The following is a 24,084-nucleotide window of genomic DNA, read 5'->3' as shown; positions in this document are numbered from 1 at the left end:
AACACCCAATCCTTTTCGATGCGCTTTTCTTTCAACATAGCGTCAAAAAGCGTATCGAAAGTGACACGATTCGGGATTTGCAGCAACAATAGGGCTCAGGTGCCGCCCACAAGCCCGGTTGGCCGCGGCCAACTCCCGTTCTGCCCTTGCGACGACGAGGCTTTTTCGGCAAGACCGCCAGGACTCAACGGGGAGTGTCCGCTTGAAGCATATCCATATCATCGGCATCGGCACGGGCAACCCGGAGCACCTCACCTTACAGGCGATCAACGCGATGAACGCCGCCGACGTGATTTTCCTGCCGGTCAAAGGCGCCGCCAAGGAAGAGCTCGCCGAGATCCGGCGGGATATCTGCGAACGCTATATCACGCGCCCGGCTGGCAGGATTTCAGAATTCGCGGTGCCGCAAAGGCAGACGGCAGACAAGACCTATGTGCAGAGCGTCGATACCTGGCACGGCGAGATCGCCCGCATTTACGAAGCGCTGATCTCGAGTCTCCCGGATGAGGGCAGCGGCGCCTTTCTCGTCTGGGGCGATCCCAGTCTCTACGACAGCACGATCCGCATCATCGAACGCGTGCGGCGGGAAAGCAGCCTGGATTTCGATTACAGTGTCATTCCCGGCATCACCAGCATTCAGGCACTGGCGGCCAGCCACAGAATCCCGGTCAACCTCGTTGGCAAACCGATCGAGATCACCACAGGGCGCAGGCTGGCGCAGGACGGACTTCTGGCCGACAGCACCATCGTCATGCTCGACGGCGAACAAGCTTTTGCCAAGATCGATGATCCCGATGCCGAGATCTTCTGGGGCGCCTATCTCGGCACCAAGGATGAGATCGTCAGAGCAGGGCGACTTGGCGACATCGCCGGCGATATTCTGACGCTCAGGGCCGAGGCCAGGCAACGGCACGGATGGATCATGGACATCTATCTCCTGCGCAAGGGACGGGATTTCGAGGAATAGCGGTTCGAGCCTTGCCATCAGCTTTGCCGGGTTGGCCGCGATCATGTAAGAAATGATCAGAGGATCGAGAATGAGCATCAAGGCCGCAAAGACGAGCGACAGGACAGGCGAGGCGGATCTGCACGGTCGCCCGGCGGAGATGCGTAGGCGCGGCGCCTGCCCCGCCCTTGCCGCCCCAATGCCGACCGGCGACGGTTTGCTGGTCCGGCTGCGGCCGGCCGGCGGCGCGTTGACGCTGTCGCAGTTCGCAAGCCTTGCTCGCTCGGCCGCGGCCCATGGAAACAGCATTCTGGAAATCACCGCGCGCGGCAATCTGCAGATTCGCGGGCTGCGCGCCGAGACCGTCGGGCAGCTCGCCGCCGATATCGATGCCGCCGAGATCACCGTGCCGGACGGGCCGGCGATCGAGACATCGCCGCTGCACGGCATCGACCCGGAAGAGACAAGCGATCCAGCCGCGATGGAAATGGCGTTGCGCAGCAAACTTCACGATCTGCTTGCCTCGCCGCGGCTCGCGCCGAAGCTCTCGCTTGTCGTCGACGGTGGTGGAACCTTCGGCTTGTCAGCACTGTCCGCCGATATTCGTGTCGTCGCTCAATCCCACACAGATTGGCTTGTCGCGATCAATGGCGACGGCGAAACTGCAACGCCGATCGCGATCGGCCCTGCGGAGGCGGCGATAGCGGCCGTCGGCGAAATTCTCAGCCTCTTGGCAGGCCTCGCGAAGGGCAGGCGGGCGAGAGATATCGATCCGGCGCTTCTGCAGGCGCGTTTTCCCGCGATGGATGGTATGCACTTCGTTCCGTCCCGCGCGGCAGGGATACCGCTTGCCGGCTTACACCGGCTTGACGACGGCAAAACCGTACTCGGCGTCAGGCCGGAATTCGGCCAGATGAAAGCGTCCGATCTGATCGCTTTGCTTGACCTGGCAAGGGCCCGTGGCGCAACCGCCATCCGGCTTGCGCCCGGTCGTGGTTTCTTCCTCATCGGGCTTTCCGCCGATACAGTGCCGGCGATGCAGATCGCCGCAGCTGGACATGGCTTCAGCACCCAGCCCGGAGAGAACAGTGAGGATATCGTCACCTGCGCCGGCGCCGGCGCCTGCGGTTCCGCCTTCTACCAGACAAGAGCTCTGGCGCGCCGCCTCATTGCCGCAGCACCTGCCCTTTTCGACAATTCGCTGACGCTGCATCTGTCCGGCTGCGCCAAGGGCTGCGCTCATGCGCGGCCGGCGCTGACCCTGACCGGCTCGGCGGAAGGTTATGGCCTCATCCTCAATGGGCTTGCCGCGGATCTGCCAGACGAACGGATCGCTGGCGGTCGGATCGATTTCGCTATAGAGAGGCTCGCCCGGGCCATCGAAGACAACAAAGACGCTGGCGAATCGACCGCCGCCTGCCTTACACGGCTTGGCGCAACCGGCGTTTCGAAGGCGCTGCGACAGGAATAGGAATGCCAGACTACGATTATATCCGCAGCGGCGATGCGATCTACGAGCGTTCCTTTGCGATCATCCGTGCCGAGGCCGATCTTTCGCGTTTCACCGACGATCAAGCCGAAATCGCCGTGCGCATGATCCATGCCTGCGGGCTGGTCGAGGCGGCGGAGCATTTCCTGTTCTCCGCCGATTTCGTCAGCGCGGCGCGCGACGCGCTGAAGGGTGGCGCGCCGATCTTCTGCGACGCGGAAATGGTATCTCAGGGTGTGACCCGGGCGCGGCTGCCAGCGCTGAACGAGGTGATCTGTACGCTGCGCGATCCCGCGACACCGGAGATTGCGCGCGAGACCGGCAATACGCGCTCGGCCGCCGCCATCCATCTCTGGCTCGATCGGCTCGGCGGCAGCGTTGTCGCGATCGGCAATGCACCGACAGCGCTCTTCCATCTGCTCGAACTCCTGCGCGACGGCGCCCCGAAACCCGCGGCGATCCTCGGCATGCCTGTGGGCTTCGTCGGCGCGGCGGAATCGAAGGATGCATTGGCGGAAAATTCCTACGGCGTACCCTTTGCCATCGTCCGCGGCCGGCTCGGCGGCAGCGCCATGACGGCAGCCGCCATCAATGCATTGGCGAGGCAGGGCCTATGACGACAAGCGGCCGTCTCATCGGCGTCGGCACGGGTCCCGGCGATCCGGAGCTCCTGACCATCAAGGCCGTCCGCGCCATCGAAGGTGCCGATGTGATTGCCTATTTCGCCAAACAGGGCAGGGGCGGCAACGGCAAGGCGATCGTCGAGCCGCTGCTGAAATCCGGGGTGACGCTGCTGCCGCTCTACTATCCGGTGACGACCGAGATCGACAAGAATGAGGAACGTTATCAAAGGTTGATCACCCAATTCTACGATCTGTCTGCCAAAGCTGTCGCCGGGCATCTCGATGCCGGGCTGACCGTCGCCGTTCTGAGCGAAGGCGATCCGCTCTTCTATGGGTCCTACATGCATCTGCATGTCCGGCTTTCCACACGCTACCCGACGGAAGTGATCCCGGGTATCAGCGCCATGTCGGGCTGCTGGTCGCTGGCCGGCATGCCGATCGTTCAGGGCGACGACGTGCTTTCCGTACTGCCCGGTACGATGGCCGAGGCCGAGCTGACGCGCCGCCTTGCCGATACGCAAGCCGCCGTCATCATGAAGGTCGGTCGCAACCTGCCGAAGATCCGCCGGGCGCTGGCAGCGGCCGGCCGGCTCGCCGAAGCCGTCTATGTCGAGCGCGGCACCATGGCGAATGCGGCGATGGAAAAGCTTGCCGACAAGACCGACGCCGATGCGCCGTATTTTTCGCTTGTGCTGGTGCCGGGCTGGGAGGGCAGCCGATGAGCGGCAGGCTTTTCGTGATCGGCACCGGTCCCGGCAACCCCGAGCAGATGACGCCGGAAGCGCTGGCCGCTGTCGATGCGGCGACGGATTTCTTCGGCTACGGCCCCTATCTCGACAGATTGCAGCTTCGGCACGATCAACTGCGGCATGCCTCGGACAATCGCGAGGAGCTCGAAAGGGCAGGGGCCGCACTCGCCATGGCAGCGGATGGCGCCAAGGTCTGCGTCGTCTCCGGCGGCGACCCCGGCGTCTTCGCCATGGCTGCCGCGGTCTGCGAAGCGATCGAGAACGGGCCGGCCGCATGGCGCGCGGTCGATCTCATCATCCTGCCTGGCATCACGGCGATGCTGGCAGTGGCGGCAAGAGCAGGTGCCCCGCTTGGCCACGACTTTTGCGCCATATCGCTATCTGACAATCTAAAGCCTTGGAATATAATAGAAAGCCGTCTTGTATTGGCGGCAGAGGCAGGTTTTGTCATCGCGCTCTACAATCCGATCAGCCGGGCACGGCCCTGGCAGCTCGGCGAAGCCTTCAAGCTGTTGCGTGATCATCTGCCTGCCGCAACACCGGTTATTTTCGGGCGGGCGGCCGGGCGGCCGGACGAACGTATCGCCGTCCAGCAGCTGTCGCTGGCAGATGCGTCGATTGCCGATATGGCGACCTGCATCATCATCGGTTCCGCCGAGACACGCATCGTCACGCGGCCAGGCCGGCTGGACCTCGTCTATACGCCGCGTTTCATGGCGGGGGGAAACAGGTGACCGATCGCCGCCAGCGCCGCCTCGACAGTGTCGACCGCCTCGACGATCGAGGCCGGCGCGCGCGCCACCATTATCACCTCGATACCGAGCAGGCGGGCGGCCTCGATCTTCGCATAGGTGGCGGCACCGCCGCTATTCTTAGCGACGATGACGTCGATGTGGTGCTCTCTCAGCAGATCGCATTCGCCTCCCAGCGTGAACGGACCACGCTCGAGGACATACTCGACATTATCAAGCGCAAGCGGCGGTTCGACGGGATCGACGCTGCGAATGAGATAGTGATGCTGCGGCGCAGCTTCCGCATGATGTGCGCCCTGCCGGCCCGTCGCCAGAAAGACATGGCGGGGGGAGGGGCCAAGCGCTTCGATGGCAGCGGGAATGCTCTGCACCTCCCGCCAGCGATCGCCCCGAAGTCGTTGCCATTCGGGACGGCGCAGAGCGATCGCAGCAATGCCGGTGGTTTCAGCCGCAAAAGCGGCATTGGCCGAAATGCGCTCGGCGAAGGGGTGCGTGGCGTCGATCAACAGGTCATATCCGCCGACCTTGAGGAAATCGGCAAGTGCGGCAGCGCCGCCGAAACCGCCGATGCGAACGGAAACAGGCTGCGTGGCCGGTTTTTCGGTGCGACCGGCAAGCGACAGCAAAACATCGCAATCGTCCCGCGCCGCCAGCGCCTCGGCAAGCAGCCGCGCCTCGTTGGTGCCGCCGAGGATCAAGATGCGGGGTCTTCCCATGTCTGATGTCCCTCCTCCGTCCGGCCAGCGCTGGCTGACTATTATCGGCATCGGCGAAGATGGTCCAGAAGGGCTGGGTGAGGAGGCGAAGAGGCTGATTGCGACAGCACTTGCCGTCTTCGGCGGCGCGCGGCACCACGCACTTGCTGCGCCGCTGATCACAGGCGAAAGACTATCCTGGCAGAGCCCGTTCGAGCGCTCGGTCGAAGCCGTCGTTAAAAGGCGCGGCACGCCTGTTGTCGTGCTCGCCTCCGGCGATCCCTTTCTCTATGGCGTCGGCGCAACGCTCTCCCGCCATGTGGCGGCGGAAGAGATGCGCACCATCCCGGCGCCCTCGGCTTTCAGCCTTGCCGCATCCCGCCTTGGCTGGCCGCTGCAGGAGGTCGCAACGATCTCGCTGCATGGACGGCCGATCGATCTGATCCGGCCGCAGCTGCACCGCGGACGGCGCATCCTCGCGCTGACTTCGGACGAGAAGGGGCCTGGCGATCTGGCTGCGCTGCTGACTGCCGCTGGCTTCGGTCAGTCGCGACTTACAGTGCTCGAGGCGCTTGGCGGCGCTCGGGAACGGCAAAGAAGTGTGGCGGCGGCGGATTTCGACCTCCTGGACATCGATCCCCTGAATGTCTGCGCACTTGATATCGCAGCAGGGGAGGGGGCACGCATTCTGCCCTTTACCGCCGGGCTCGAGGACGAGTTGTTCGAGCATGATGGGCAGATCACCAAACGTGAAATCCGGGCGATGACGCTTTCCGCACTCGCGCCGCGTCACGGCGAACTGCTCTGGGATATCGGCGCGGGATCGGGATCGATCGGCATCGAATGGATGCTTGCCGATCCCGGCCTCAAGGCAATCGCCGTCGAACAATCGCCGGAGCGGGCCGCACGTGTCGCCCGCAACGCAGCCGCCTTCGGCGTGCCCCATCTTGCTGTCGTCGAAGGTGCGGCACCCCTCGCGCTGAAAGACCTGCCGGAGCCGGATGTGATCTTCCTCGGCGGCGGCGGCAGCGAACCGGGTGTTGTCGATACCGCGATTGCCGCGCTGAAGCCGGGAGGGCGGCTCGTTGTCAACGCCGTGACGCTGGAAATGGAAGCGGTGCTGCTCGCCGAACATGCAAAACGCAGCGGCTTCCTCACACGGATCGAAATATCGCGCGCCCAGCCTGTCGGCGGCATGAGCGGCTGGCGGCCGGCGATGCCGGTGACGCAGTGGCGCTGGACGAAAGGATAACGAGATGACGGTGCATTTCATCGGCGCGGGACCAGGTGCTGCAGATCTGATCACGGTGCGTGGCCGCGATCTCATCGCCCGATGCCCGGTCTGCCTTTATGCCGGCTCGATCGTCTCGCCCGAACTGCTGCAATATTGCCCGCCGGACGCACGCATCGTCGATACGGCGCCGATGTCGCTCGATGAGATCGAGGCGGAATATCTTCGCGCTGCCGCGGCCGGCCAGGATGTCGCCCGGCTGCATTCCGGCGATCTCTCGGTCTGGAGTGCGGTCGCCGAGCAGGTGCGCCGGCTGCAAAAGCATGGCATCGACTATACGATGACGCCTGGCGTCCCGGCCTTTGCCGCCGCAGCCTCGGCGCTCGGCCGCGAACTGACGATCCCCGCAGTGGCCCAAAGCCTGGTGCTGACCCGCGTTTCCGGCCGCGCGTCGCCGATGCCGAACGACGAGACACTGGCGAAGTTCGGCGCGACTGGCGCCACGCTGGCGATTCATCTGGCTATCCACGCGCTGAAGCAAGTGGTCGAAGAGTTGACGCCGCTTTACGGCGTCGACTGCTCTGTCGCGATCGTCGTCAAGGCCTCCTGGCCGGACGAGCGCGTCCTGCGCGGCACGCTTGCCGATATCGAGGCAAAGGTTGCCGCCGAACCGATCGAACGCACGGCGATCATCTTCGTCGGCCCATCACTGGCAGTGGAAGATTTCCGCGAAAGCTCGCTCTATGATCCGGCCTATCAGCGCCGGTTCAGAGGCAGGGAATAACGTCAGGCGATTGGCTGCGTCAGCGCAGCCAATCTTGACAATCGTCCTCCGCCCAGTCCCGACGTCGATGGCGATGTCAGGCGACATTTCGCTCAGGTCTCAAACCCGCGCGCTGAGGTAATCCATGCTGGTACGAAGCGCACCGGCCGGGTCCTTGACCGCATGAACTTCCGCGGCAAAGGGTTCAAAGGAGAACGGACCCTTATAGCCCGCCTGCAGCAGCGCCCTGATCTGCCCGGCATTATCGAGCCGGTCGTCGCCGTCCACGAGAACGCGATGGGAATCGCGCATATCGGCAACGGAAACGGAGGGATCGCTGACCCCGGAAATGTGAACGAGGCCGGCCAGCTCAGGGAAGGTCGCCGCTTCGCCGGCAAGGTGGTGGTGGAAGGTGTCGTGGACAAGCCTGAAGCTCGATTCCGCACCGAGCTCCCTGATTGCCTCGGCCGCCTCGGTCTTCGAGCGCAGTGAGCAGATCTCGAAGCCGAGCGGCTCGACGAGACCGATAATGCCGGCTTCCTTGAGCATCGGCTTCAGCGCGGCCAGAGACTGACGCAGGTTGGCCTGCCGTTCGCCATCGGCGCAGCCGGTGCCGTCGTTCTTCGGAACGAGGACGAGCGCCTTGGCGCCGGACGCGCCGGCATAATCGATCAGTTCCTGCGCTTCGGCGGCTCTTGTCGCGTTCCATTCATTGAAGCGCTGCAGGGCATTGATCGAAATGATCGTCAAGCCATGGTGGGCGGCCGCTTGCCTGATCACCTCGGGCTTGGTGCCGTCGAGGATGGCATTGCCGGAAAGGTCGTTGCGGATCTCGACGGCATCGATGCCGAGCGATCTGGCCAGTGCGAAAAAATCGTCGATGGCAAGCGACGGTGCGGCCATATGGTTGAGCGCAAAACGGATCGAAGTCATGACTGCTATTTCCTCCTCATCTCCGCGTCAGGGCGGAGCGGTCCTCGTGAATGGGTCCGCGAATCTCTATCGGAATTCGCGTCGCAATCCATCCGCCATCGCCGGCGCCCGCTTTCATTGCTGAGAGAATTTCGAACGAAATGATGGAATTCCATCATTGCTTAGATGTTCTCCGAAATATGGATATCGAAAGGCAGGAAGAGCTGCCCGGGAACAGCTGTTTCACCGTTTTCGATGGCGGCCGTCATCAAGACCATCAACTCCTTACAGAGAGCGGGCAGGGGGGTGCCGATCGCCATAGCGACGATATCGTCGGCAAGGCCGGCTTTGCTGTCGGGCGTCAGCTCGTTGACCACCAAGACGATCTTGCCGCCGACACCTTCTTCGCGGAATGCCGAAATTGCTCCCTCCATGCCGCCGCCGCAGACATAAAGGCCGACGAGATCGGGATGTTTCTGCAGGAGCGTCAACGTCGCCTCGTGCGTGATCTCGGGCGTGTCCAGATTGATCAGCGTGTCGACGACATCGAACTCAGGCGCATTCTCGCGAAAATAGGAGCGGAAGCCGATTTCCCGCAGCTCATGTCCGTGGAATCGGTGGCTGCCGACGAAACAGGCGATCTTGCCAGGCCCGCGTGCCGTGCGCGCAATCGTCCAGGCGGCGGTGCGCCCGACCTTGCGGTTGTTGACGCCGACATAGGCATCGCGCACGCCCGAGGCGAAATCGGAGAGCAGCGAGAACACCGGGATCCCTTTTTCCTTCAGGTCTTCGATGGCGGTCGTGACCGCAGGGTAATCGGGGGCGACGAGAGCAACGGCCTGGTTGCGGGCACCGAGCGCCTTCAGCTTCTCGACGATCGCTGCCGGTGTCGAGGCCGACGGAAAGTCGATTTGCGTCTGGATGCGCGCAGACGTCAACGCGCGCGCTGCGGTTTCGATCTCACGCACGAAGCTCTGATAGAAGGGCTGCATCGGCTTCTGCAGCAGGAATGCGAGCCTGTATTGCGGCAGATCTTCGAAGACGCGCTGTTTGATGAGGCCGACGGCGTGATAGCCGATCGACTGCGCCGCATCATAGACCCGTCGCGCCGTTTCCTCGCGCACACGGTGGCGAGCGTTGAGAACGCGGTCGACGGTGGCGACACTAACGCCGGAGGCGCGGGCGAGATCGGATATGGTGGGACGGCGCATCGGCGTTCCTGATGGATTCAATCATGAATGCAAGCCATTCTTGATGGCTTTTGATAGATTATATCAAGCCTGCATTGAGCGCTTTCCAAAGTCAACCTATTCTCCTGGGCAAGGGCAAGGGCAAGGGCAAGGGCAACGGGAGGCGGATAATGGCGACCCAGACGAAGAAACGTGACTACGACCTTCTCGGCGAAAGCGGCCGCACCGCCGTCGAGACGGGACTGGCGGCAGCCGAATGGTATCACACCGACATTCCGCGCAAGGAGATGAAGGCGCTGATGCAGCGCTCCGATGCGCCGGCGATCCGCGACACGATCATCTGGCTCGGCGCCATGGCAATCTTTGCCGGGCTCGGCATCTATTTCTGGGGCTCGTGGGTGGCCGTGCCCTTCTTCCTCGCCTATGGCGTGCTTTACGGCTCGGCCACCGACAGCCGCTGGCACGAATGCGGTCACGGCACCGCCTTCAAGACGCGCTGGATGAACGATGTCGTCTATCAGATCGCCTGCTTCATGATCATGCGCAACCCGGTGACCTGGCGCTGGAGCCATGCGCGCCATCATACCGATACGGTGATCGTCGGCCGCGATCCCGAGATCGCGGTGATGCGGCCGCCGGATCTCATCCGGGTGGTGCTTAATTTCTTCGGCATCCTCGATGCCTGGCATGCGGTCGTCGACATGCTGCGCAATGCCTTCGGCGGCGTCAGCGCGGCGGAAAAGACCTTCATCCCGGAGATGGAGCAGCCAAAGGCCATCCGCATTGCCCGCATCTGGCTGGCGATCTATCTCGCCACGATCGCTACCGCAATCGCCATGGGCTCGATCCTGCCGCTGGTGCTGATCGGCCTGCCGCGCCTCTACGGCGCCTGGCACCATGTGTTGACCGGACTGCTGCAGCATGGCGGCCTTGCCGACAATGTGACCGACCATCGGCTGAACAGCCGCACGGTCTATATGAACCCCATCAGCCGCTTCATCTACTGGAACATGAACTACCACGTCGAACATCACATGTTCCCGATGGTGCCTTACCACGCGCTGCCGAAGCTGCACGCGATGATCAAGCACGACCTGCCGGCGCCGAACCCATCGATCTGGTCCGGCTATCGCGAGATGATCCCGGCCTTCCTGCGCCAGCTGCGCAACGAGGATTATTTCCTGAAGCGCGACCTGCCGGCCACCGCGCGGCCCTATCGCGAGGAATTCCACAACGAGCTGGCCCCGGCCGCGCAATAAAGACAATCAAGGGAGGACAAGATGAGCGGAAATTGGATCCAGGTCTGCGACAAGGACGAGATCGACGAAGAGGATGTCATCCGCTTCGATCACGACGGGCGCACCTTCGCGGTCTATCGCAGCCCGGACGACGAATTCTTCGCCACCGACGGGCTCTGCACGCATGAACATATCCATCTCGCCGACGGACTTGTCATGGATGAGATCATCGAATGTCCAAAACATAACGGCCGCTTCAACTACAAGACGGGCGAAGCCAAGGGTGCGCCGGTCTGCGTCAATCTCAAGACCTATCCGGTCAAGATCGAAGACGGCGCCGTCTTCATCTCGCTCTGAGGGAGGCCGGCATGGCTCATTTTGTCATCCTGGGCGCGGGCGAATGCGGTGCGCGCGCCGCCTTCGCCTTGCGGGAAAAGGGCTTTGCCGGCGAGATAACGCTGGTTGGTGCCGAGCCCCTTCATCCTTACGAGCGGCCGCCGCTTTCGAAGGCCGGCTCCGCCGATGCGAGCGATCCGAAATTCATCGTCGCGGCGGAAAAATATATCGAAAACGGCATCCGGCTGCTCACCGGCGTGGAGGCCAGGGATTTCGATCCGGTTTCCAGGACCGTCACGCTTTCGGGGGGGACGGCGCTCTCCTACGACAAGCTTCTGCTTGCGACGGGTGCCGCCGCGCGCTCGCTCCCCGGGGCGCCGGAGGGCAGCCGGCATATTCGCTCGCTGAGGACGCATCACGATGCTGCGGCGCTGCGCGATGCAATGAAGCCGGGCAGGCATATCGCCATCATCGGTGGCGGGTTCATCGGATTGGAACTTGCGGCAACGGCGCGGCTGCTTGGCGCCGAGATCACCGTCATCGAGGGGCTGGAACGCGTGCTGAAGCGTGGCGTGCCGGAGGAGATCGCTCATCTGCTCACCGAACGCCATCGTGCCGAGGGCGTGGATATCCGCTGCGGCGTCTCCATCGAGGCGCTGACTGAGGAAAACGGCAAAGCCCTGATCCGATTGTCGACCGGCGAGGTGATCGAGGCCGATCTCGTGCTCGTCGGCATCGGCGCACGGCCGAATATCGAGATCGCCGAAAGAGCGGGCCTCGCAATCGACAATGGCATTGCCGTCGACACTTATCTCCAGACCTCCGCAGCTGATGTCTTTGCGGCCGGCGACTGCTGCTCCTTTCCGCTGCCGATCTATGGCGGCCGGCGGGTGCGGCTGGAATCCTGGCGCAATGCCCAGGAGCAGGGCACATTGGCCGCGGCCAACATGCTCGGCCGGAACGAAGCCGTTTCATCAGTGCCGTGGTTCTGGTCGGATCAATACGACATGACGCTGCAGATATCAGGCCTTGCCGAAGGGGCAGCCATGCATCAGCGCCGCGATCTCGGCGCAGGCGCCTTCATTCTTTTCCATCTCGACGCCGACGGACGCTTGATTGCCGCAAGCGGCATCGGACCGGGCAATGCCGTGGCACGCGACATCAGGCTCGCCGAAATGCTGATCGCAGCGGGTGCCCATCCAAACCCGGCAGCACTCGCAGCCAGCGACATCAAGCTGAAATCCCTGCTGGCAGCCTGAGCTCTCCGATATTTTCAAAGGAATTGATGATGAAGAAACATAGACGCGCAACCGTCGCCGATCTGCTTGCGGAAAAAGGCAAGCGCCAGCTCACCATGCTGCGCGTCACCTCGCTGGAGGAGGCGGACGCCGCCGAAAAAGCGGGGATCGACATCGTCTCGGTACCGCCCTCGCTGCTCGGGCCAGTCTTTCGCGAAATCGCCCCCACGCTCTTTGCCATTCCAGGGCTCGAATATGGTGATCATGTCTCGGCCGAGGACTATCTGCGTGCGGCCTTCGCGGCGCTGAAGGCAGGAGGTGATGCGGTCTATTGTGCCGCAAGCCTGCAGACGATCCGGCGCATGCGCGATGAAGGAATCCCGGTCTGCGGCCATCTCGGATTGATCCCTTCGAAGGCGACCTGGACCGGCGGCTTCCGTGCCGTCGGCAAGACGGCGGCGAGTGCGGCCGAAATCTGGCGGCAGACCAAGGCCCTGGAAGAGGCCGGCGCCTTCGCCGCCGAAATCGAAGTCGTCCCGGGGGATATCGCTGCCGCCATCAGCAGCAACACCTCGATGCTGATGATCTCCATGGGCGCAGGCAGCGGCTGCGACGCCCAATATCTTTTCGCCGACGACGTGCTCGGCGCCAATCGCGGCCACACTCCGCGCCACGCCAAGATCTATCGCGACTTTGCCGCCGAACACGATCGGCTGCAGCGCGAACGTATCGCCGCCTTCACGGAATTTGCCGAGGACATCAGGACCGGCGCCTATCCGGAAAAGCGTCATCTCGTCGGTATCGACGACGCGGAACTGGAAATCTTCCTGCAGCGGCTGAAAAGCGAGACGGGCAATAGCTGAGGGCGGCTTGCTCGACGCTTCCCCCTTCTCCCCAGCGGGGAGAAGATGCCCGCCAGGGCAGATGAGGGGGCGAGCGACGATAGGAGCGGGGCACTGAGCGTCAGCGAAGGGCAATCAACGCCGTGCCGTTTAGCCCCCTCATCAGCTACCGGCACCTTCTCCCCGCTGGGGAGAAGGGGGAAGCCACCATTGGCTTCTGTCCCGGCCTGTGTCAGGAATTATCCGTTCGATTCATTCGGAACGGAGTATTCGGTCCCCCTGTGACGATCGGCTTTGCGCATGCGGAATTGATTGCGGTGCTCGTCGCGGTGACGAGGGACGAGCCGCGCGTCATGACCATCCGCTCCGGCAACGCGCTGCCGTCGGGCCCTTTCGAAATGGGGCATCGCACCCTGCAATCGGGCCTGCGCGAATGGGTGCAGGAGCAGACGGAACATCCCGTCGGTTATCTGGAACAGCTCTATACCTTCGCCGATCGCGACCGGAACAACGATATCCCAGGCGGGCGGACGATCTCGATCAGCTATCTCGGCCTCGTCAACGAGCAGTCGGACGCCGGCCGGCCGGGATGGCACGGCTGGTACGAATATTTCCCCTGGGAAGACCACCGGCAGGGCCGGCCAGCCGTGCTTGACGAGATCATGGCGCGCCTGCGGAGCTGGGCCGATGCCGATCCGGCCCGGCGTGACCATCGCCACCGCCGGGCGGATTTCACCTTCGGCCTCGACGGCGGCGGCTGGAACGAGGATCTGGCCCTGCAGCGTTACGAACTGCTTTACGAGGCGAGGCTCGTCTCGGAAGCCGGATGCGGGGCGGAGGCCAATCTCGGCCGGGCAATGTTTGCCGATCACCGCCGTATTCTCGCGACCGGCATCGCCCGGCTGCGCGCCAAGATCAAATACCGCCCTGTCGTCTTCGAGCTCATGCCGGAGAGTTTTACGCTGCTGAGGCTGCAGCGTACCATCGAGGCGCTCGCGGGGCTGACGCTGCACAAGCAGAACTTCCGCCGCCTCATCGAACAGCAGGAACTGGTCGAGGAAACCGGCGGCACCGAAAGCGAAACCGGCGGCAGGCCGGCCAAGCTTTTCCGCTTTCGCCACACCGTTCTCGAAGAACGGGCGCTGGCCGGAACGAAATTACCGCTCTCCCGCAATTGACATATACTCACAGTGAGAATATCTGTTTGCCTATGATATGCTCAAAGAGAGCATAATTAGGAGCCGGTCATGAATTATCCTGTTTCCGCATCCTCGCTCTACGAGCGCGTCAGCCGTGTCATTCCCAAAGCCGAATGGATGACCTTCGAAAATGACGTCGACGCGATCCTCGAGCTCAAGCGCCGCCGCAACGCCGTCATTCTCGCGCACAACTATCAGACACCGGAGATCTTCCACGGCGTGGCCGATATTGTCGGCGACAGCCTGGCGCTCGCCCGCAAGGCGATCGAGGTCGATGCCGATGTCATCGTGCTTGCCGGCGTGCATTTCATGGCCGAGACCGCCAAGCTGCTGAACCCCGGGAAAACCGTGTTGATCCCGGATCTCGGCGCCGGCTGTTCGCTGGCGGATTCGATCACGCCCGAGGATATCGCGCTGCTGCGCCAGGCCCATCCAGGCGTGCCCATCGTCACCTATGTCAATACCTCGGCCGCAGTGAAGGCTGCCTCCGACATCTGCTGCACCTCGGGCAATGCCAAACAGGTAGTAGAATCGCTCGGTGTGCCGAAGGTGTTGATGATCCCGGATGAATATCTGGCCCGCAACGTCGCCCGCGAGACTGACGTCGAGATCATCGCCTGGCATGGCCATTGCGAGGTGCATGAACTCTTCACCGCCGAGGACGTGCGCCAGCTGCGCGAAAACCATCCAGGCGTAACCGTGCTCGCCCATCCCGAATGCCCGCCCGAGGTGGTGGCCGAAGCCGATTTCGCCGGCTCCACCGCTGTCATGTCGGATTATGTCGGCAGGCAGAAGCCGGCGCGCGTCCTGCTGCTCACCGAATGCTCGATGAGCGACAATGTCGCCGTGCACCATCCCGATGTCGAGTTCATTCGCCCCTGCAATCTCTGCCCGCATATGAAGCGGATCACGCTCGCCAATATCCGCGCCGCACTCGAGGAAAAGCGCCACGAGGTCACCGTCGATCCGGCAATTGCGGTGGCCGCGCGCCGCGCCGTCGAGAGGATGCTGGCGATATGACCGCGATTCTTGAGCAGCTATCAGGACGCACGGTGATCGTCGGCAGCGGGCTTGCGGGGTTGGTGACCGCGCTGACACTGGCGCCTGAACCCTCGGTCATCGTCACTCGCTCGGCCCTTGGCGCGGAGACGTCGAGCGCCTGGGCGCAGGGCGGCATCGCCGCCAGCATGGGCGACGACGACAGCGCGGCGCTGCATCTTGCCGATACGCTTGCGGCCGGCGACGGGCTCTGCGATCCCACGATCGCCGCCGGTATCATCACCGAGGCCCCGGCGGTGATCGCCGCGCTGGAGCAAGCTGGCGTGCGTTTCGACCGGAATGCCGCCGGTGAATTTTCGCTCGGGCTGGAGGCGGCCCATAATCGCCGCCGTATCGTCCATGCCGAAGGCGACGGTTCGGGTGCTGCGATCATAGCCGCGCTGATCGAGGCGGCGATGAAAACGCCAGCTATAACAGTGCTCGAAGGTTTCGAGGCGCGGCGGATTCTGATGGACGGCGAAAAGGTCGCCGGCCTGCTCTGCGCGACCGCGAATGGCGCCGTCATGCTGCCGACATCGAAGGTTGTGCTTGCCACCGGCGGCATCGGCGGGCTTTACGATGCGACCACCAATCCGATGGGCAATTTCGGCCAGGGGATCGCGCTCGCGGCAAGGGCCGGTGCTGCGATCGCCGATATGGAATTCGTCCAGTTCCATCCGACCGCGCTCGATTCACGCCGCCGGCCGCTGGCGCTGATCAGCGAAGCGGTGCGCGGCGAGGGGGCCTTGCTCGTCAACGAACGCGGCGAACGGTTCATGGCCCGCATATCCGGTGCCGAGCTTGCGCCGCGCGACGTGGTGGCGCGGGCGATCAGCGCCGAAATCGCCCGCGGCGGACGAGTCTTTCTCGATGCCCGGGATGCTCTCGGCAGCCGCTTTACCGCCCGCTTTCCTGTCATTTCCGCCCTTTGTGGCGAGGGCGGCATCGATCCGGCCAAAGAGCCCATTCCTGTGCGCCCGGCCGTTCACTATCACATGGGCGGCGTGGCCACGGATGCAAATGGCCGCAGCTCGGTTTCCGGCCTCTGGGTTGCGGGAGAGGCGGCCTCGACCGGCCTGCACGGCGCAAACCGGCTCGCCAGCAATTCGCTGCTGGAGGCGGCCGTCATGGGCATGCGGGCGGCACGCGACATTTCAGGCATGCCCGCAGGTGCCACCGGCCCCCTCTTCGCCGAGAGACTGCCGGTGGCTGCCGACGCATCGCTCGTCCGGCCGATCGTCTCGCGTCATCTCGGCGTGCTGCGCAACGCCGGCGCCATTCATGGCGCGATCGCAGCCCTGCTGCCGCTTGCAGAAGGCAATGGCCCTGTCGCCGATCCGGCCATCGTCGCCCTGCTGATCGCCGTCTTTGCCAGCCTGCGAATGGAATCGCGCGGCGCCCATGCCCGCACCGACTTTCCGCTGAAGCTCGCCAATGCCAACCGGCGCCGTATGTGCCTTTCCGATGTTCTCGAGGTCGCCCGCGCGACGCCACCCTATGCCCTTGCCCCGCTCTATACTTTTGCAAGGAGTGCCTGAGATGAACCTCGTTCCCCTTCCGCGCCTGATCGTCGAGCCGCTGGTGCGGGCGGCCCTTCTCGAAGATCTTGGTCTTGTCGGCGATATTACCTCGGCATCGGTGATCCCTAGGGATCATCGCTCGACGGTGGTGATGGCGGCCCGTCAGCCGGGCGTGATCGCCGGTCTCGATGCCGCCGAACTCGCTTTCGCTCTCGTCGACCCGGAGATCGCCATGCGCCGTCATCTTCAGGATGGCGATGCGGTCAAGCCCGGCGACGTGATCGCCACCATCGAAGGTCCCTCGCGTGGGCTGCTGAGCGGCGAGCGCACCGCGCTGAATTTCCTCGGCCATCTCTCCGGCATTGCGACCGTGACGGCTGAGATTGCCGCCGCCATCCGCGGCACGAGAGCCTCCGTCGCCTGTACGCGCAAGACGACACCGGGGCTGCGGGCACTGGAAAAATATGCCGTGCGGGCCGGCGGCGGCATGAACCACCGTTTCGCGCTTTATGACGCCGTGCTGATCAAGGATAATCACGTCGCCATCGCCGGCGGCGTCGCTGAAGCGATCCGCCGGGCGCGGGCCGGCGTCGGCCATATGGTGAAGATCGAGGTCGAGGTGGACACGCTCGATCAGCTGCGTGAAGCGATGGAGACCGGCGTCGACGCCGTTCTGCTCGACAATATGACACCGGATCAGCTGCGCGAAGCCGTCGCGATCGTCGCCGGCCGAGCCATCACCGAAGCGTCCGGCCGCGTCACGCCGACAACGGCCGCCGCAATCGCGGTTTCCGGTGTCGACCTCATTTCGGTCGGCTGGCTGACACACAGTGCGCCGGTGCTGGATATCGGGCTCGATTTCCTCGAGGCCGCGGCCGCAACGGAGAATAGCCCGAAAAGGGACTGCACAGGTTCTGTGATCCCTCAGGCCTATTCACGGCGTAAATAGCCTTCCGCCGAACGAAAACCGCGCCCCAAGCAAGTGTTGGCAAAGCATCTCCTCTCCGTGTGGCGCAAGAATATGCAAATATTCGATGAAACTTCTTCTTTTTAAAGCAAAACCGCTATGCGCCGGCCTCTTATGGCTCTAACATGGTTTGGACTGGCCGGTGTGCTTGTGCGCCTTGGCTTTCAGGGGTGAGAATCGAGATGCGACGGACATCCGGCAGATGCTGACGAACAGGCTGTGCCTGCTCGGAAGACCGCGATTGCTGGCGGCGGGGAAGGAACTCCCCTTGCCGGAGAAGTCTTATTTTCTCCTCGCCATGCTCGCCGCCGAACCCAATTTCGAACTCGATCGCGAAACCGTCAGGCGGCAGCTCTGGCAATCGGACCTGCCGGAAAAACGCGCCGGTAGCCTGCGCCAGCTGCTGGCACGAATCGAGCAGAGCGTTCCCGTCGGCCTTCCACAGCTGCTTGCCGCGACCCGAACCCATATCGGCCTTGCCGATGGCTGGGAGGTCGACGTTCATATCCTCAAACAGAAAGGGCCGCTCGCACTCGAAGAGGGCGGCCTGCTGAACGGCGAATTGCTCGAAGGCGTCAAATCGCCGACGCAGGGCGCCGAGGACTGGCTGACCTTTGAGCGCCAGCGCGTCGACGAACTGCGCTCCGCCCAGCTGACCCGGTTGGTCGAAACCGCCGAAGACAGATCGGACGAAGAGCAGATCACGCTTGCCAGGCGCCTGCTGGAACTCGATCCTGCCAGCGAGACGGCCTATCGCGCCTTGATGCGCACCTATGTCAGGATGAACGATCCGGCAGCGGCGCGTCAGGCCTATCTGAAGTGCAAGAGCCAGTTGAAGGACGACTTCGACACCGAGCCGGAAGAAAGCACCACCGCTCTTGCCCGCGAACTTAACCTGGCGCCGGCGGCACAGGCGACGTCGGGACATCCACAGTCGGCGCTTAATCTTTCCGTCAATCCGGTCGGCCAGCCGCGCATCATCATTCTGCCGCCGGAAAGTATCTTCACCGATCCGCTGATGGAGCGCGTCGGCAGGGCCCTTCTCGAAGACGTCACGATCGGCCTTAGCCAGCAGCGCGGCTTCAAGGTGATCGCGGCGCATACCAGCCTGGAGATCCTCAGCCGTTCGATCGATCCGTCGCGTGCCGTGCCCGGTCCGCTCGACCTCAGCTTCGACTATGCGGTCTACGTCACCATCCAGGGCCGCGACGAGGATGTCTTTGCGACCTGTCGGCTGACGCGGACGACGACATCGGAGGTAATCTGGGCCATCGAACTGCCGCTGGTCATGCAGAAGATCAGCGAATCCTTCGCGCATCTGACGCGGCGGATCGTCTCCTCGCTCGCCGACACGATCGAACGCCACGAGCTGGCGATGCCGATCGGCGAGGCGCCGCCTTCCGCCTACCGTCTCTACCTGGAAGGCAAGCGGCTGATTGCCCAGACTGATCTGCAGCATCTGCGCCAGGCGCGCAAATGGTTCAAATCCTCGCTCAATCGCTACGAACATTTCTCCGCCGCCCATGCCGGCATGTCGCGCGCGCTCGGCATGGAATGGCTGATCCGCGGCATGCGGGACAAGGAACTGCTCGACGAGGCGAACGGTGCTGCCCGGCAGGCCCAGCAGTCCGACCCAAACAGCGGCCGGGCCTACCGCGAGCTCGGCTTCGTGGCGCTTTATCGCCGCCGCTTCGACGAAAGCCTGGAATATTTCCAGCAGGCTCAGGATCTCAATCCCAACGATGCCGACATCCTCGCCGATTTCGCCGACGCGCTTTCCCATGATGGCGATTTCGATCGAGCACTGGAGCTCAGCCGCGCGGCCTTTAAACTCAATCCGCTGCCGCCGGACTATTATTACTGGAACCTCGGCGGCATCCACTTCATGCGCGAAGAATATGAAATGGCGATCGAGGCGCTGGAGCCGGTGAAGGCGAAGCAGGCAACAGCCCGTCTGCTCGCCGCCTCGCATGCCATGGCAGGCGATACGGGCAAAGCTAGGAATTACGCCAGGGTAGTGCTGGAAAACTTCCCCGATTTCCGCAGCGAGGACATCCGTCATTTCGTCCCCGATCGCGATCCCGCCTATACGGAACCGCTGATACAGGGCCTGCAACTTGCTGGTCTTCCCTGATTGCACGGCCTTTTAACGAAGCCTGTAACGCTTAAATGACGGAGGCAATGTTTCTTTCCGATGGTTAACGGCAGCAAGGCGCTGCCCAACCAATCGGAGATGGAACATGAAGACGAATGCTGAAACCACCGCAGCTCAGACACAGTCGCTGCGTTTTTCTGCTGCCGCCAGGGCAGCCCTGAAGCAGGACGAACTCAACGTTTCCGCCAATGCGCTCGAGAGCCTGACGCATGCGCTGAGGTTCCGCTAAGGAACAGATCGGTATGTCCGCTTTCACCGACCTTGAAACGCTTGCCGGTGACCTTAAACGATCATCGGCCGGTGTCAGCGATTATCATGACCGCGCCGTCACGCCGGCTCAGACCCTCGCGGCCATCAGGCCGCATCTGCGCGAATTCGGCATCACGCGCGTCGGTCTGCTGACAGCACTCGACGTCCTGAACATCCCCGTCGCCTTCGCGACGAGGCCGAACAGCCATACGCTCTCGGTGTTTCAGGGCAAGGGCATCGACAATGATGCCGCCATGACCTCGGCGGCGATGGAAGCGGTCGAGACGCGGATCGCCGAAATTGCCCCCGCCGACCTGACGCAGGCGACGATCGACAGCATGCGGGCGGAGCATGCGGCGATGATCGATCTCGAAAATGTCGCACGCTGCGCGCCCGATGAGATCGGCAGCAGTCCTATTCCCTGGTGCACGGGGCTCGACATCCTTTCCGGCAGCAGCGTCTTCGTGCCCTGGTGGCTCGTCGGACTCGACCATTGCGGCGAGAGGCCGGCGGGCTTCGAGCAGTCGAGCGATGGGCTCGCCTCCGGCAACACGCCGTCCGAAGCGGTCCTGCATGGGCTTTGTGAGCTGGTGGAGCGTGACGCCTGGGCCTTGACCCAGCTGAAATCGCCTGAGCGGCTTAAGGAGAGCCGCATCGACCCCGCCTCCTTCGGCGATGCGGTCATCGACGTCATGACCGACCGGATCACGCGCGCCGGCATGAAACTGCTGCTGCTCGACATGACGACGGATATCGGCGTTCCCGCCTTTCTGGCCGTCATCATGCCAGGCAATCTTTCCGACCGTGTCGACGCGCGCTGGTCGCATGTCTGCGGTGGCTGCGGCTGCCATCCCGACCCCGTGCGCGCCGCGCTGCGCGCCATCACCGAAGCGGCGCAGAGCCGGCTGACCGCGATTGCCGGCAGCCGCGACGATTTCTCGCCGCGCATCTATCAGCGTCTAGACCGGAGTGCGGCGATGCAGCAGGTGGTCCAACTCTGCGAGGGCGACGGCCGGATGCGCTCGTTCCAGGCCCGCCATCGCCGCCCGGCGACGATCCAGGAATCCATCGGCCATATTGCCGACCGGCTGACGGCGACCGGCATCGAGCAGATCGTCGTCGTGCCGTTTCCGCATCGAGCCCTGCCGATCTCGGTCGTCAGAGTGATCGTGCCGGGACTGGAGGTCGACATCTCGGGCCAATACATCCAACTCGGCATGCGCGCGGTCAACACCATAAGAGGAGCCGAATCATGAAGGTGCTGTTCGTCGGCCCGAGTCTTGGCAGCGATCTTGCCGCGGCAAGAGCCATGTCTCCTTCCATCGATTTCCGGCCGCCGGCCGCCGCCGGCGACATCCTGAAGGCCGTTCGGGACGGCGCCACCGCGATCGGCCTCGTCGACGGCTATTTCGGCGATCTGCCTTCGGTCTGGCACAAGGAAATATTGTACGCACTCGAACATGATGTCGCCGTTGCCGGCGGGGCCAGCATGGGAGCGCTCAGGGCAGCCGAATGTGCCCCCTTCGGTATGATCGGGCTCGGCTCGATCTTCGAAGATTACGAGTCCGGACGGCTGCTCGACGATGAGGCCGTCGCACTGGTGCATGCACCGCAGGAGCTCGGCTGGCTGCCGCTTTCCGTTCCCTGGGTCGATTTCGAGCCGACGATCGATGCGCTTTACGCCAGCGGCGAGATTACGCCCGGCGAGCGCAAGAAGCTGCTGCTGGCCGGCCGGTTTCTGCATTTCTCCGAGCGCACCTATGCGAAGGTGGCCGACGAGTGCCATTTCCGCAAACCGCGCCGCGATCATATCCTCGCCGCTATCCGCGGCAGCCGCGTCGAGCGCAAGCGCAACGACGCGCGACTGGTATTGGACTGGCTGCGCCGGGATAAATTCCTCCCCGTCAACCGCGACTGGCGCTTTGCCGCGACCTCACATTGGGAGCTCTTGCACGCCGAAGTCACGCGCAATGCGGTTCCTGTAACGCTTGAATAACGGTCGCGGCGGAAAGATGCAGCACTGATGGAATCGTAGGGTTCTACGACCAAAGAGGCGGGAACGATGTTTGATCAACACAACGAGGGTACCGGCAGCGAATACGCAAGGATCTTCCGGCTGCTGTCGGCAGCCAAGGAGGAGGCTGAAAAGCTGCGGTTGCGCAATCTGATGCACCTGACGAACATGGCGCTGCTGCAAGTCGTCATCGATTGGGACGGCATAGATCCCGACAGGGAGCTTGACGTCAATCTCGAGAAACTGCTCGGCAGCAAAGCCAAGATCGCAATGAAGGATGCCAGCGAGAATCTAATCCTGATCGATCGCCATTGAGCGCGATCGATTGTTATTGATCCTCATGCCTCATGCGGTCCGTTGGGATCGCGTGAAGGACCCTATTCAGCCGCTTCAGAGTCCAACTGTTCAGTGTGGGCAATCGCCTGGACGAGCTTCAGGATCTTCTTGCGAAGCGCTTCGTTCTTGATCGAAAAGAACGCCGCATTGAGAAGCACGCCTTCGCGCGAAATAACGAATTCCTCGCTCGGAGCGGGGTTGTCGTTGGCCGTATCAGGGGTCGACATGTCGTCGAAAAATGTCCTGACGTCGACCTTCAGCGCGCCGGCGATTTCGACCAGCATGCTGGCGGAAACGCGGTTGGAACCCTTTTCGTATTTTTGGATCTGCTGGAACGTTACGCCGACGCGATCGCCCAGTTCCGTCTGAGAAACCTTCCTCAACAGACGCTGGATACGGATCGTCTTTCCGACGTGAACATCGACGGAATGCGGTGCTTCTTTCATCTCATTTTCCCTTCTGAAGGCAGCGGACAAGGGGGTATTCGCCATATCCGTGTCAACAACTTTTAGCCGAGATAAATAAGGCTAGCAATTGCTTGCATGCAGATAGCGTTAAGGCAGAATATCGCACCTTTTTTGTCCGTGAATGGTACAAAAAACATGCCGAAATGGCACATCGACGAGATTGGTTGCTTCATTTTGCGACGTCAGAGCGACCAGAGGCGTTGTGCGTTGGCGAAAAGCAACTTGGAACGCTCCGCCTCGCTCACGCCGGAAAGCATCGCATGGGTCGCCGCGACCCAGGTAGAGAGGCCGCCACCGAGCGTGCAGACCGGCCAATCGCTGCCCCAGACGACGCGGTCCCAGCCGAAGCTGGCGATCACATGTTCGATATAGGGCCGCAGCGTTTCTGCCGTCCATGTCTTCGCATCGGCATAGGCGACGACGCCGGAGACCTTGCAGACGACGTTCGGCCGCCGGGCAATCTCTGATATGCCCGCCTTCCATGGCTGGAAGGCGTCCGAGCGGATATCCGGTACGCCGCAATGGTCGAGCACGAACTGCACGTAGGGCGCAAGGTCGACGAGGGCGGTCACACGGCCCGCCTGATGCGGCAACGTGCAAAGGTCGAAGGTCAGGCCGCTGCCGCTGATGCGCCTGATGTTTTCACGGAACAGGGCGCCTTCGGAGACATCATCAGGCACGACATGCAGCACGCGGCGGAACCCCTTGACGAAGGGATCGGCCTTTTGCCGCTCGAGATAGGCGGCAAAGCCTTCCTCTTCCGGTCGGCAGGAGACGATGGCGCCGGCAATCAGACTGCCTTCCTTCTTAGAGATGCCGGCGACGTGGTCGGTCTCGGCCTGCATGGCGGCGGGATCGACGTCGACCTCCATGTGCAGCGCCGTGGTGATGCCGCAGCGCCGGGCTTCAGTCGCATAGCTTTCGTAGAGGAAATCATGATCGAGATCAGGCGCGCCGGAGAGCCAGGGATAGGGCAGGACCGACCGGTCGATGATGTGCAGATGGGTGTCGATGAACACGCTTTTTCCTCCAAGAGTGGCTTTCTCGCAAGGCTATCTCTGGTGAATGGATTGTTCAAATAGAAATTCCCGACCATCAGGCATCACTGTCCAGTTGGCGGCAATAGCTGCCCCTC

25 protein-coding genes are annotated in these 24,084 nt (G+C 62.9%); 20 read left to right on the top strand and 5 right to left on the bottom strand.

The features are described 5' to 3' along the window. Nucleotides 1-202: 202 nt before the first annotated feature. The 5 genes from cobF (at nucleotide 203) to N2600_RS31735 (ending at nucleotide 4,541) form a co-directional block, all read left to right on the top strand. Nucleotides 203-967, top strand: coding sequence for a precorrin-6A synthase (deacetylating) (gene cobF, locus N2600_RS31755; RefSeq protein WP_260299604.1), 765 nt, complete (start codon nucleotides 203-205; stop codon nucleotides 965-967). Between the two features lie 70 nt (nucleotides 968-1,037). Continuing rightward, nucleotides 1,038-2,417 (top strand): precorrin-3B synthase, encoded by a 1,380-nt coding sequence (cobG, locus tag N2600_RS31750; protein WP_260299603.1) that lies wholly within the window; start codon nucleotides 1,038-1,040, stop codon nucleotides 2,415-2,417. Between the two features lie 2 nt (nucleotides 2,418-2,419). Then, nucleotides 2,420-3,052, top strand: coding sequence for a precorrin-8X methylmutase (locus N2600_RS31745; protein ID WP_260299602.1), 633 nt, complete (start codon nucleotides 2,420-2,422; stop codon nucleotides 3,050-3,052). Then, on the top strand, nucleotides 3,049-3,780 hold the full coding sequence (locus N2600_RS31740) for a precorrin-2 C(20)-methyltransferase (RefSeq protein WP_017968541.1): 732 nt from the start codon (nucleotides 3,049-3,051) through the stop codon (nucleotides 3,778-3,780). Before N2600_RS31745 ends, N2600_RS31740 begins: the two co-directional genes overlap by 4 nt. Further along, a complete protein-coding gene (locus N2600_RS31735) occupies nucleotides 3,777-4,541 on the top strand; it encodes a precorrin-3B C(17)-methyltransferase (protein ID WP_260299601.1) in 765 nt (254 codons plus the stop codon). The genes N2600_RS31740 and N2600_RS31735 overlap by 4 nt, the downstream gene beginning before the upstream one ends. Here the strand turns inward: N2600_RS31735 and N2600_RS31730 are convergent. After that, nucleotides 4,505-5,275, bottom strand: coding sequence for a cobalt-precorrin-6A reductase (locus N2600_RS31730; protein WP_260299600.1), 771 nt, complete (start codon nucleotides 5,273-5,275; stop codon nucleotides 4,505-4,507). The two genes, N2600_RS31735 and N2600_RS31730, sit on opposite strands and share 37 nt — an antisense overlap. Between N2600_RS31730 and cbiE the strand changes: the two genes are divergently transcribed. Both cbiE and cobM read left to right on the top strand, forming a co-directional pair. Continuing rightward, complete coding sequence (gene cbiE / locus N2600_RS31725) at nucleotides 5,274-6,506, top strand: precorrin-6y C5,15-methyltransferase (decarboxylating) subunit CbiE (RefSeq protein ID WP_260299599.1); 1,233 nt, start codon at nucleotides 5,274-5,276, stop codon at nucleotides 6,504-6,506. The genes N2600_RS31730 and cbiE overlap by 2 nt on opposite strands. A 4-nt stretch (nucleotides 6,507-6,510) precedes the next feature. Further along, nucleotides 6,511-7,269, top strand: a complete 759-nt coding sequence (gene cobM / locus N2600_RS31720; protein WP_260111906.1) for a precorrin-4 C(11)-methyltransferase — start codon at nucleotides 6,511-6,513, stop codon at nucleotides 7,267-7,269. A 99-nt stretch (nucleotides 7,270-7,368) separates the two neighbouring features. Here cobM and N2600_RS31715 read toward each other — a convergent pair whose 3' ends face one another. Further along, nucleotides 7,369-8,181 (bottom strand): TIM barrel protein, encoded by an 813-nt coding sequence (locus tag N2600_RS31715; RefSeq protein ID WP_260111905.1) that lies wholly within the window; start codon nucleotides 8,179-8,181, stop codon nucleotides 7,369-7,371. 161 nt (nucleotides 8,182-8,342) lie between these two features. After that, nucleotides 8,343-9,371 carry a LacI family DNA-binding transcriptional regulator gene (locus tag N2600_RS31710; protein ID WP_260299598.1) on the bottom strand — a complete coding sequence of 343 codons (1,029 nt, stop codon included), beginning with the start codon at nucleotides 9,369-9,371 and terminating at the stop codon, nucleotides 8,343-8,345. A gap of 149 nt (nucleotides 9,372-9,520) precedes the next feature. Here N2600_RS31710 and N2600_RS31705 point away from each other — a divergent pair, with 149 nt between their 5' ends. The 13 genes from N2600_RS31705 to N2600_RS31645 all read left to right on the top strand — a co-directional run bounded on the left by N2600_RS31705 (nucleotide 9,521) and on the right by N2600_RS31645 (nucleotide 22,461). Beyond that, complete coding sequence (locus N2600_RS31705) at nucleotides 9,521-10,609, top strand: fatty acid desaturase family protein (protein ID WP_260111903.1); 1,089 nt, start codon at nucleotides 9,521-9,523, stop codon at nucleotides 10,607-10,609. Between the two features lie 21 nt (nucleotides 10,610-10,630). Then, nucleotides 10,631-10,945, top strand: coding sequence for a MocE family 2Fe-2S type ferredoxin (locus tag N2600_RS31700; protein WP_003548266.1), 315 nt, complete (start codon nucleotides 10,631-10,633; stop codon nucleotides 10,943-10,945). A gap of 11 nt (nucleotides 10,946-10,956) precedes the next feature. After that, on the top strand, nucleotides 10,957-12,183 hold the full coding sequence (locus tag N2600_RS31695; RefSeq protein WP_222385336.1) for an NAD(P)/FAD-dependent oxidoreductase: 1,227 nt from the start codon (nucleotides 10,957-10,959) through the stop codon (nucleotides 12,181-12,183). A gap of 26 nt (nucleotides 12,184-12,209) precedes the next feature. Continuing rightward, on the top strand, nucleotides 12,210-13,025 hold the full coding sequence (locus tag N2600_RS31690) for a 3-methyl-2-oxobutanoate hydroxymethyltransferase (RefSeq protein WP_260111901.1): 816 nt from the start codon (nucleotides 12,210-12,212) through the stop codon (nucleotides 13,023-13,025). 260 nt (nucleotides 13,026-13,285) lie between these two features. Further along, nucleotides 13,286-14,182: an NUDIX hydrolase gene (locus tag N2600_RS31685; RefSeq protein ID WP_222385334.1), complete on the top strand. Its 897-nt coding sequence runs from the start codon at nucleotides 13,286-13,288 to the stop codon at nucleotides 14,180-14,182. Between the two features lie 69 nt (nucleotides 14,183-14,251). Beyond that, the gene (nadA, locus tag N2600_RS31680) at nucleotides 14,252-15,223 is read left to right on the top strand and encodes a quinolinate synthase NadA (RefSeq protein WP_260299597.1); all 972 of its coding nucleotides are present in this window, start codon (nucleotides 14,252-14,254) and stop codon (nucleotides 15,221-15,223) included. Then, nucleotides 15,220-16,779 carry an L-aspartate oxidase gene (locus tag N2600_RS31675; protein WP_260299596.1) on the top strand — a complete coding sequence of 520 codons (1,560 nt, stop codon included), beginning with the start codon at nucleotides 15,220-15,222 and terminating at the stop codon, nucleotides 16,777-16,779. The genes nadA and N2600_RS31675 overlap by 4 nt, the downstream gene beginning before the upstream one ends. A 1-nt stretch (nucleotide 16,780) precedes the next feature. Beyond that, nucleotides 16,781-17,710, top strand: a complete 930-nt coding sequence (gene nadC, locus N2600_RS31670; RefSeq protein ID WP_260299595.1) for a carboxylating nicotinate-nucleotide diphosphorylase — start codon at nucleotides 16,781-16,783, stop codon at nucleotides 17,708-17,710. Nucleotides 17,711-17,870: 160 nt separating this feature from the next. Next, a complete protein-coding gene (locus tag N2600_RS31665) occupies nucleotides 17,871-19,862 on the top strand; it encodes a BTAD domain-containing putative transcriptional regulator (RefSeq protein WP_260299594.1) in 1,992 nt (663 codons plus the stop codon). Nucleotides 19,863-19,968: 106 nt separating this feature from the next. Next, nucleotides 19,969-20,112 (top strand): hypothetical protein, encoded by a 144-nt coding sequence (locus tag N2600_RS31660; protein ID WP_003553391.1) that lies wholly within the window; start codon nucleotides 19,969-19,971, stop codon nucleotides 20,110-20,112. A 13-nt stretch (nucleotides 20,113-20,125) separates the two neighbouring features. Further along, nucleotides 20,126-21,388, top strand: a complete 1,263-nt coding sequence (locus tag N2600_RS31655; protein WP_260299593.1) for a YcaO-like family protein — start codon at nucleotides 20,126-20,128, stop codon at nucleotides 21,386-21,388. Then, on the top strand, nucleotides 21,385-22,128 hold the full coding sequence (locus N2600_RS31650) for a TfuA-like protein (protein WP_260299592.1): 744 nt from the start codon (nucleotides 21,385-21,387) through the stop codon (nucleotides 22,126-22,128). The genes N2600_RS31655 and N2600_RS31650 overlap by 4 nt, the downstream gene beginning before the upstream one ends. 66 nt (nucleotides 22,129-22,194) lie before the next feature. Next, nucleotides 22,195-22,461, top strand: coding sequence for a hypothetical protein (locus N2600_RS31645; protein ID WP_017968524.1), 267 nt, complete (start codon nucleotides 22,195-22,197; stop codon nucleotides 22,459-22,461). Nucleotides 22,462-22,523: 62 nt separating this feature from the next. On the opposite strand, the gene N2600_RS31640 is transcribed toward N2600_RS31645, so the two are convergent. Then, nucleotides 22,524-22,928: a helix-turn-helix domain-containing protein gene (locus N2600_RS31640; RefSeq protein ID WP_018071616.1), complete on the bottom strand. Its 405-nt coding sequence runs from the start codon at nucleotides 22,926-22,928 to the stop codon at nucleotides 22,524-22,526. Nucleotides 22,929-23,131: 203 nt separating this feature from the next. Further along, nucleotides 23,132-23,968, bottom strand: a complete 837-nt coding sequence (locus N2600_RS31635; RefSeq protein WP_260299591.1) for an amidohydrolase family protein — start codon at nucleotides 23,966-23,968, stop codon at nucleotides 23,132-23,134. Between the last annotated feature and the right edge of the window lie 116 nt (nucleotides 23,969-24,084).

This window comes from Rhizobium sp. WSM1274 (genome assembly GCF_025200775.1).
GTDB lineage: Bacteria > Pseudomonadota > Alphaproteobacteria > Rhizobiales > Rhizobiaceae > Rhizobium > Rhizobium leguminosarum_I.
This window is presented reverse-complemented; position numbering and strand designations above follow the sequence as displayed.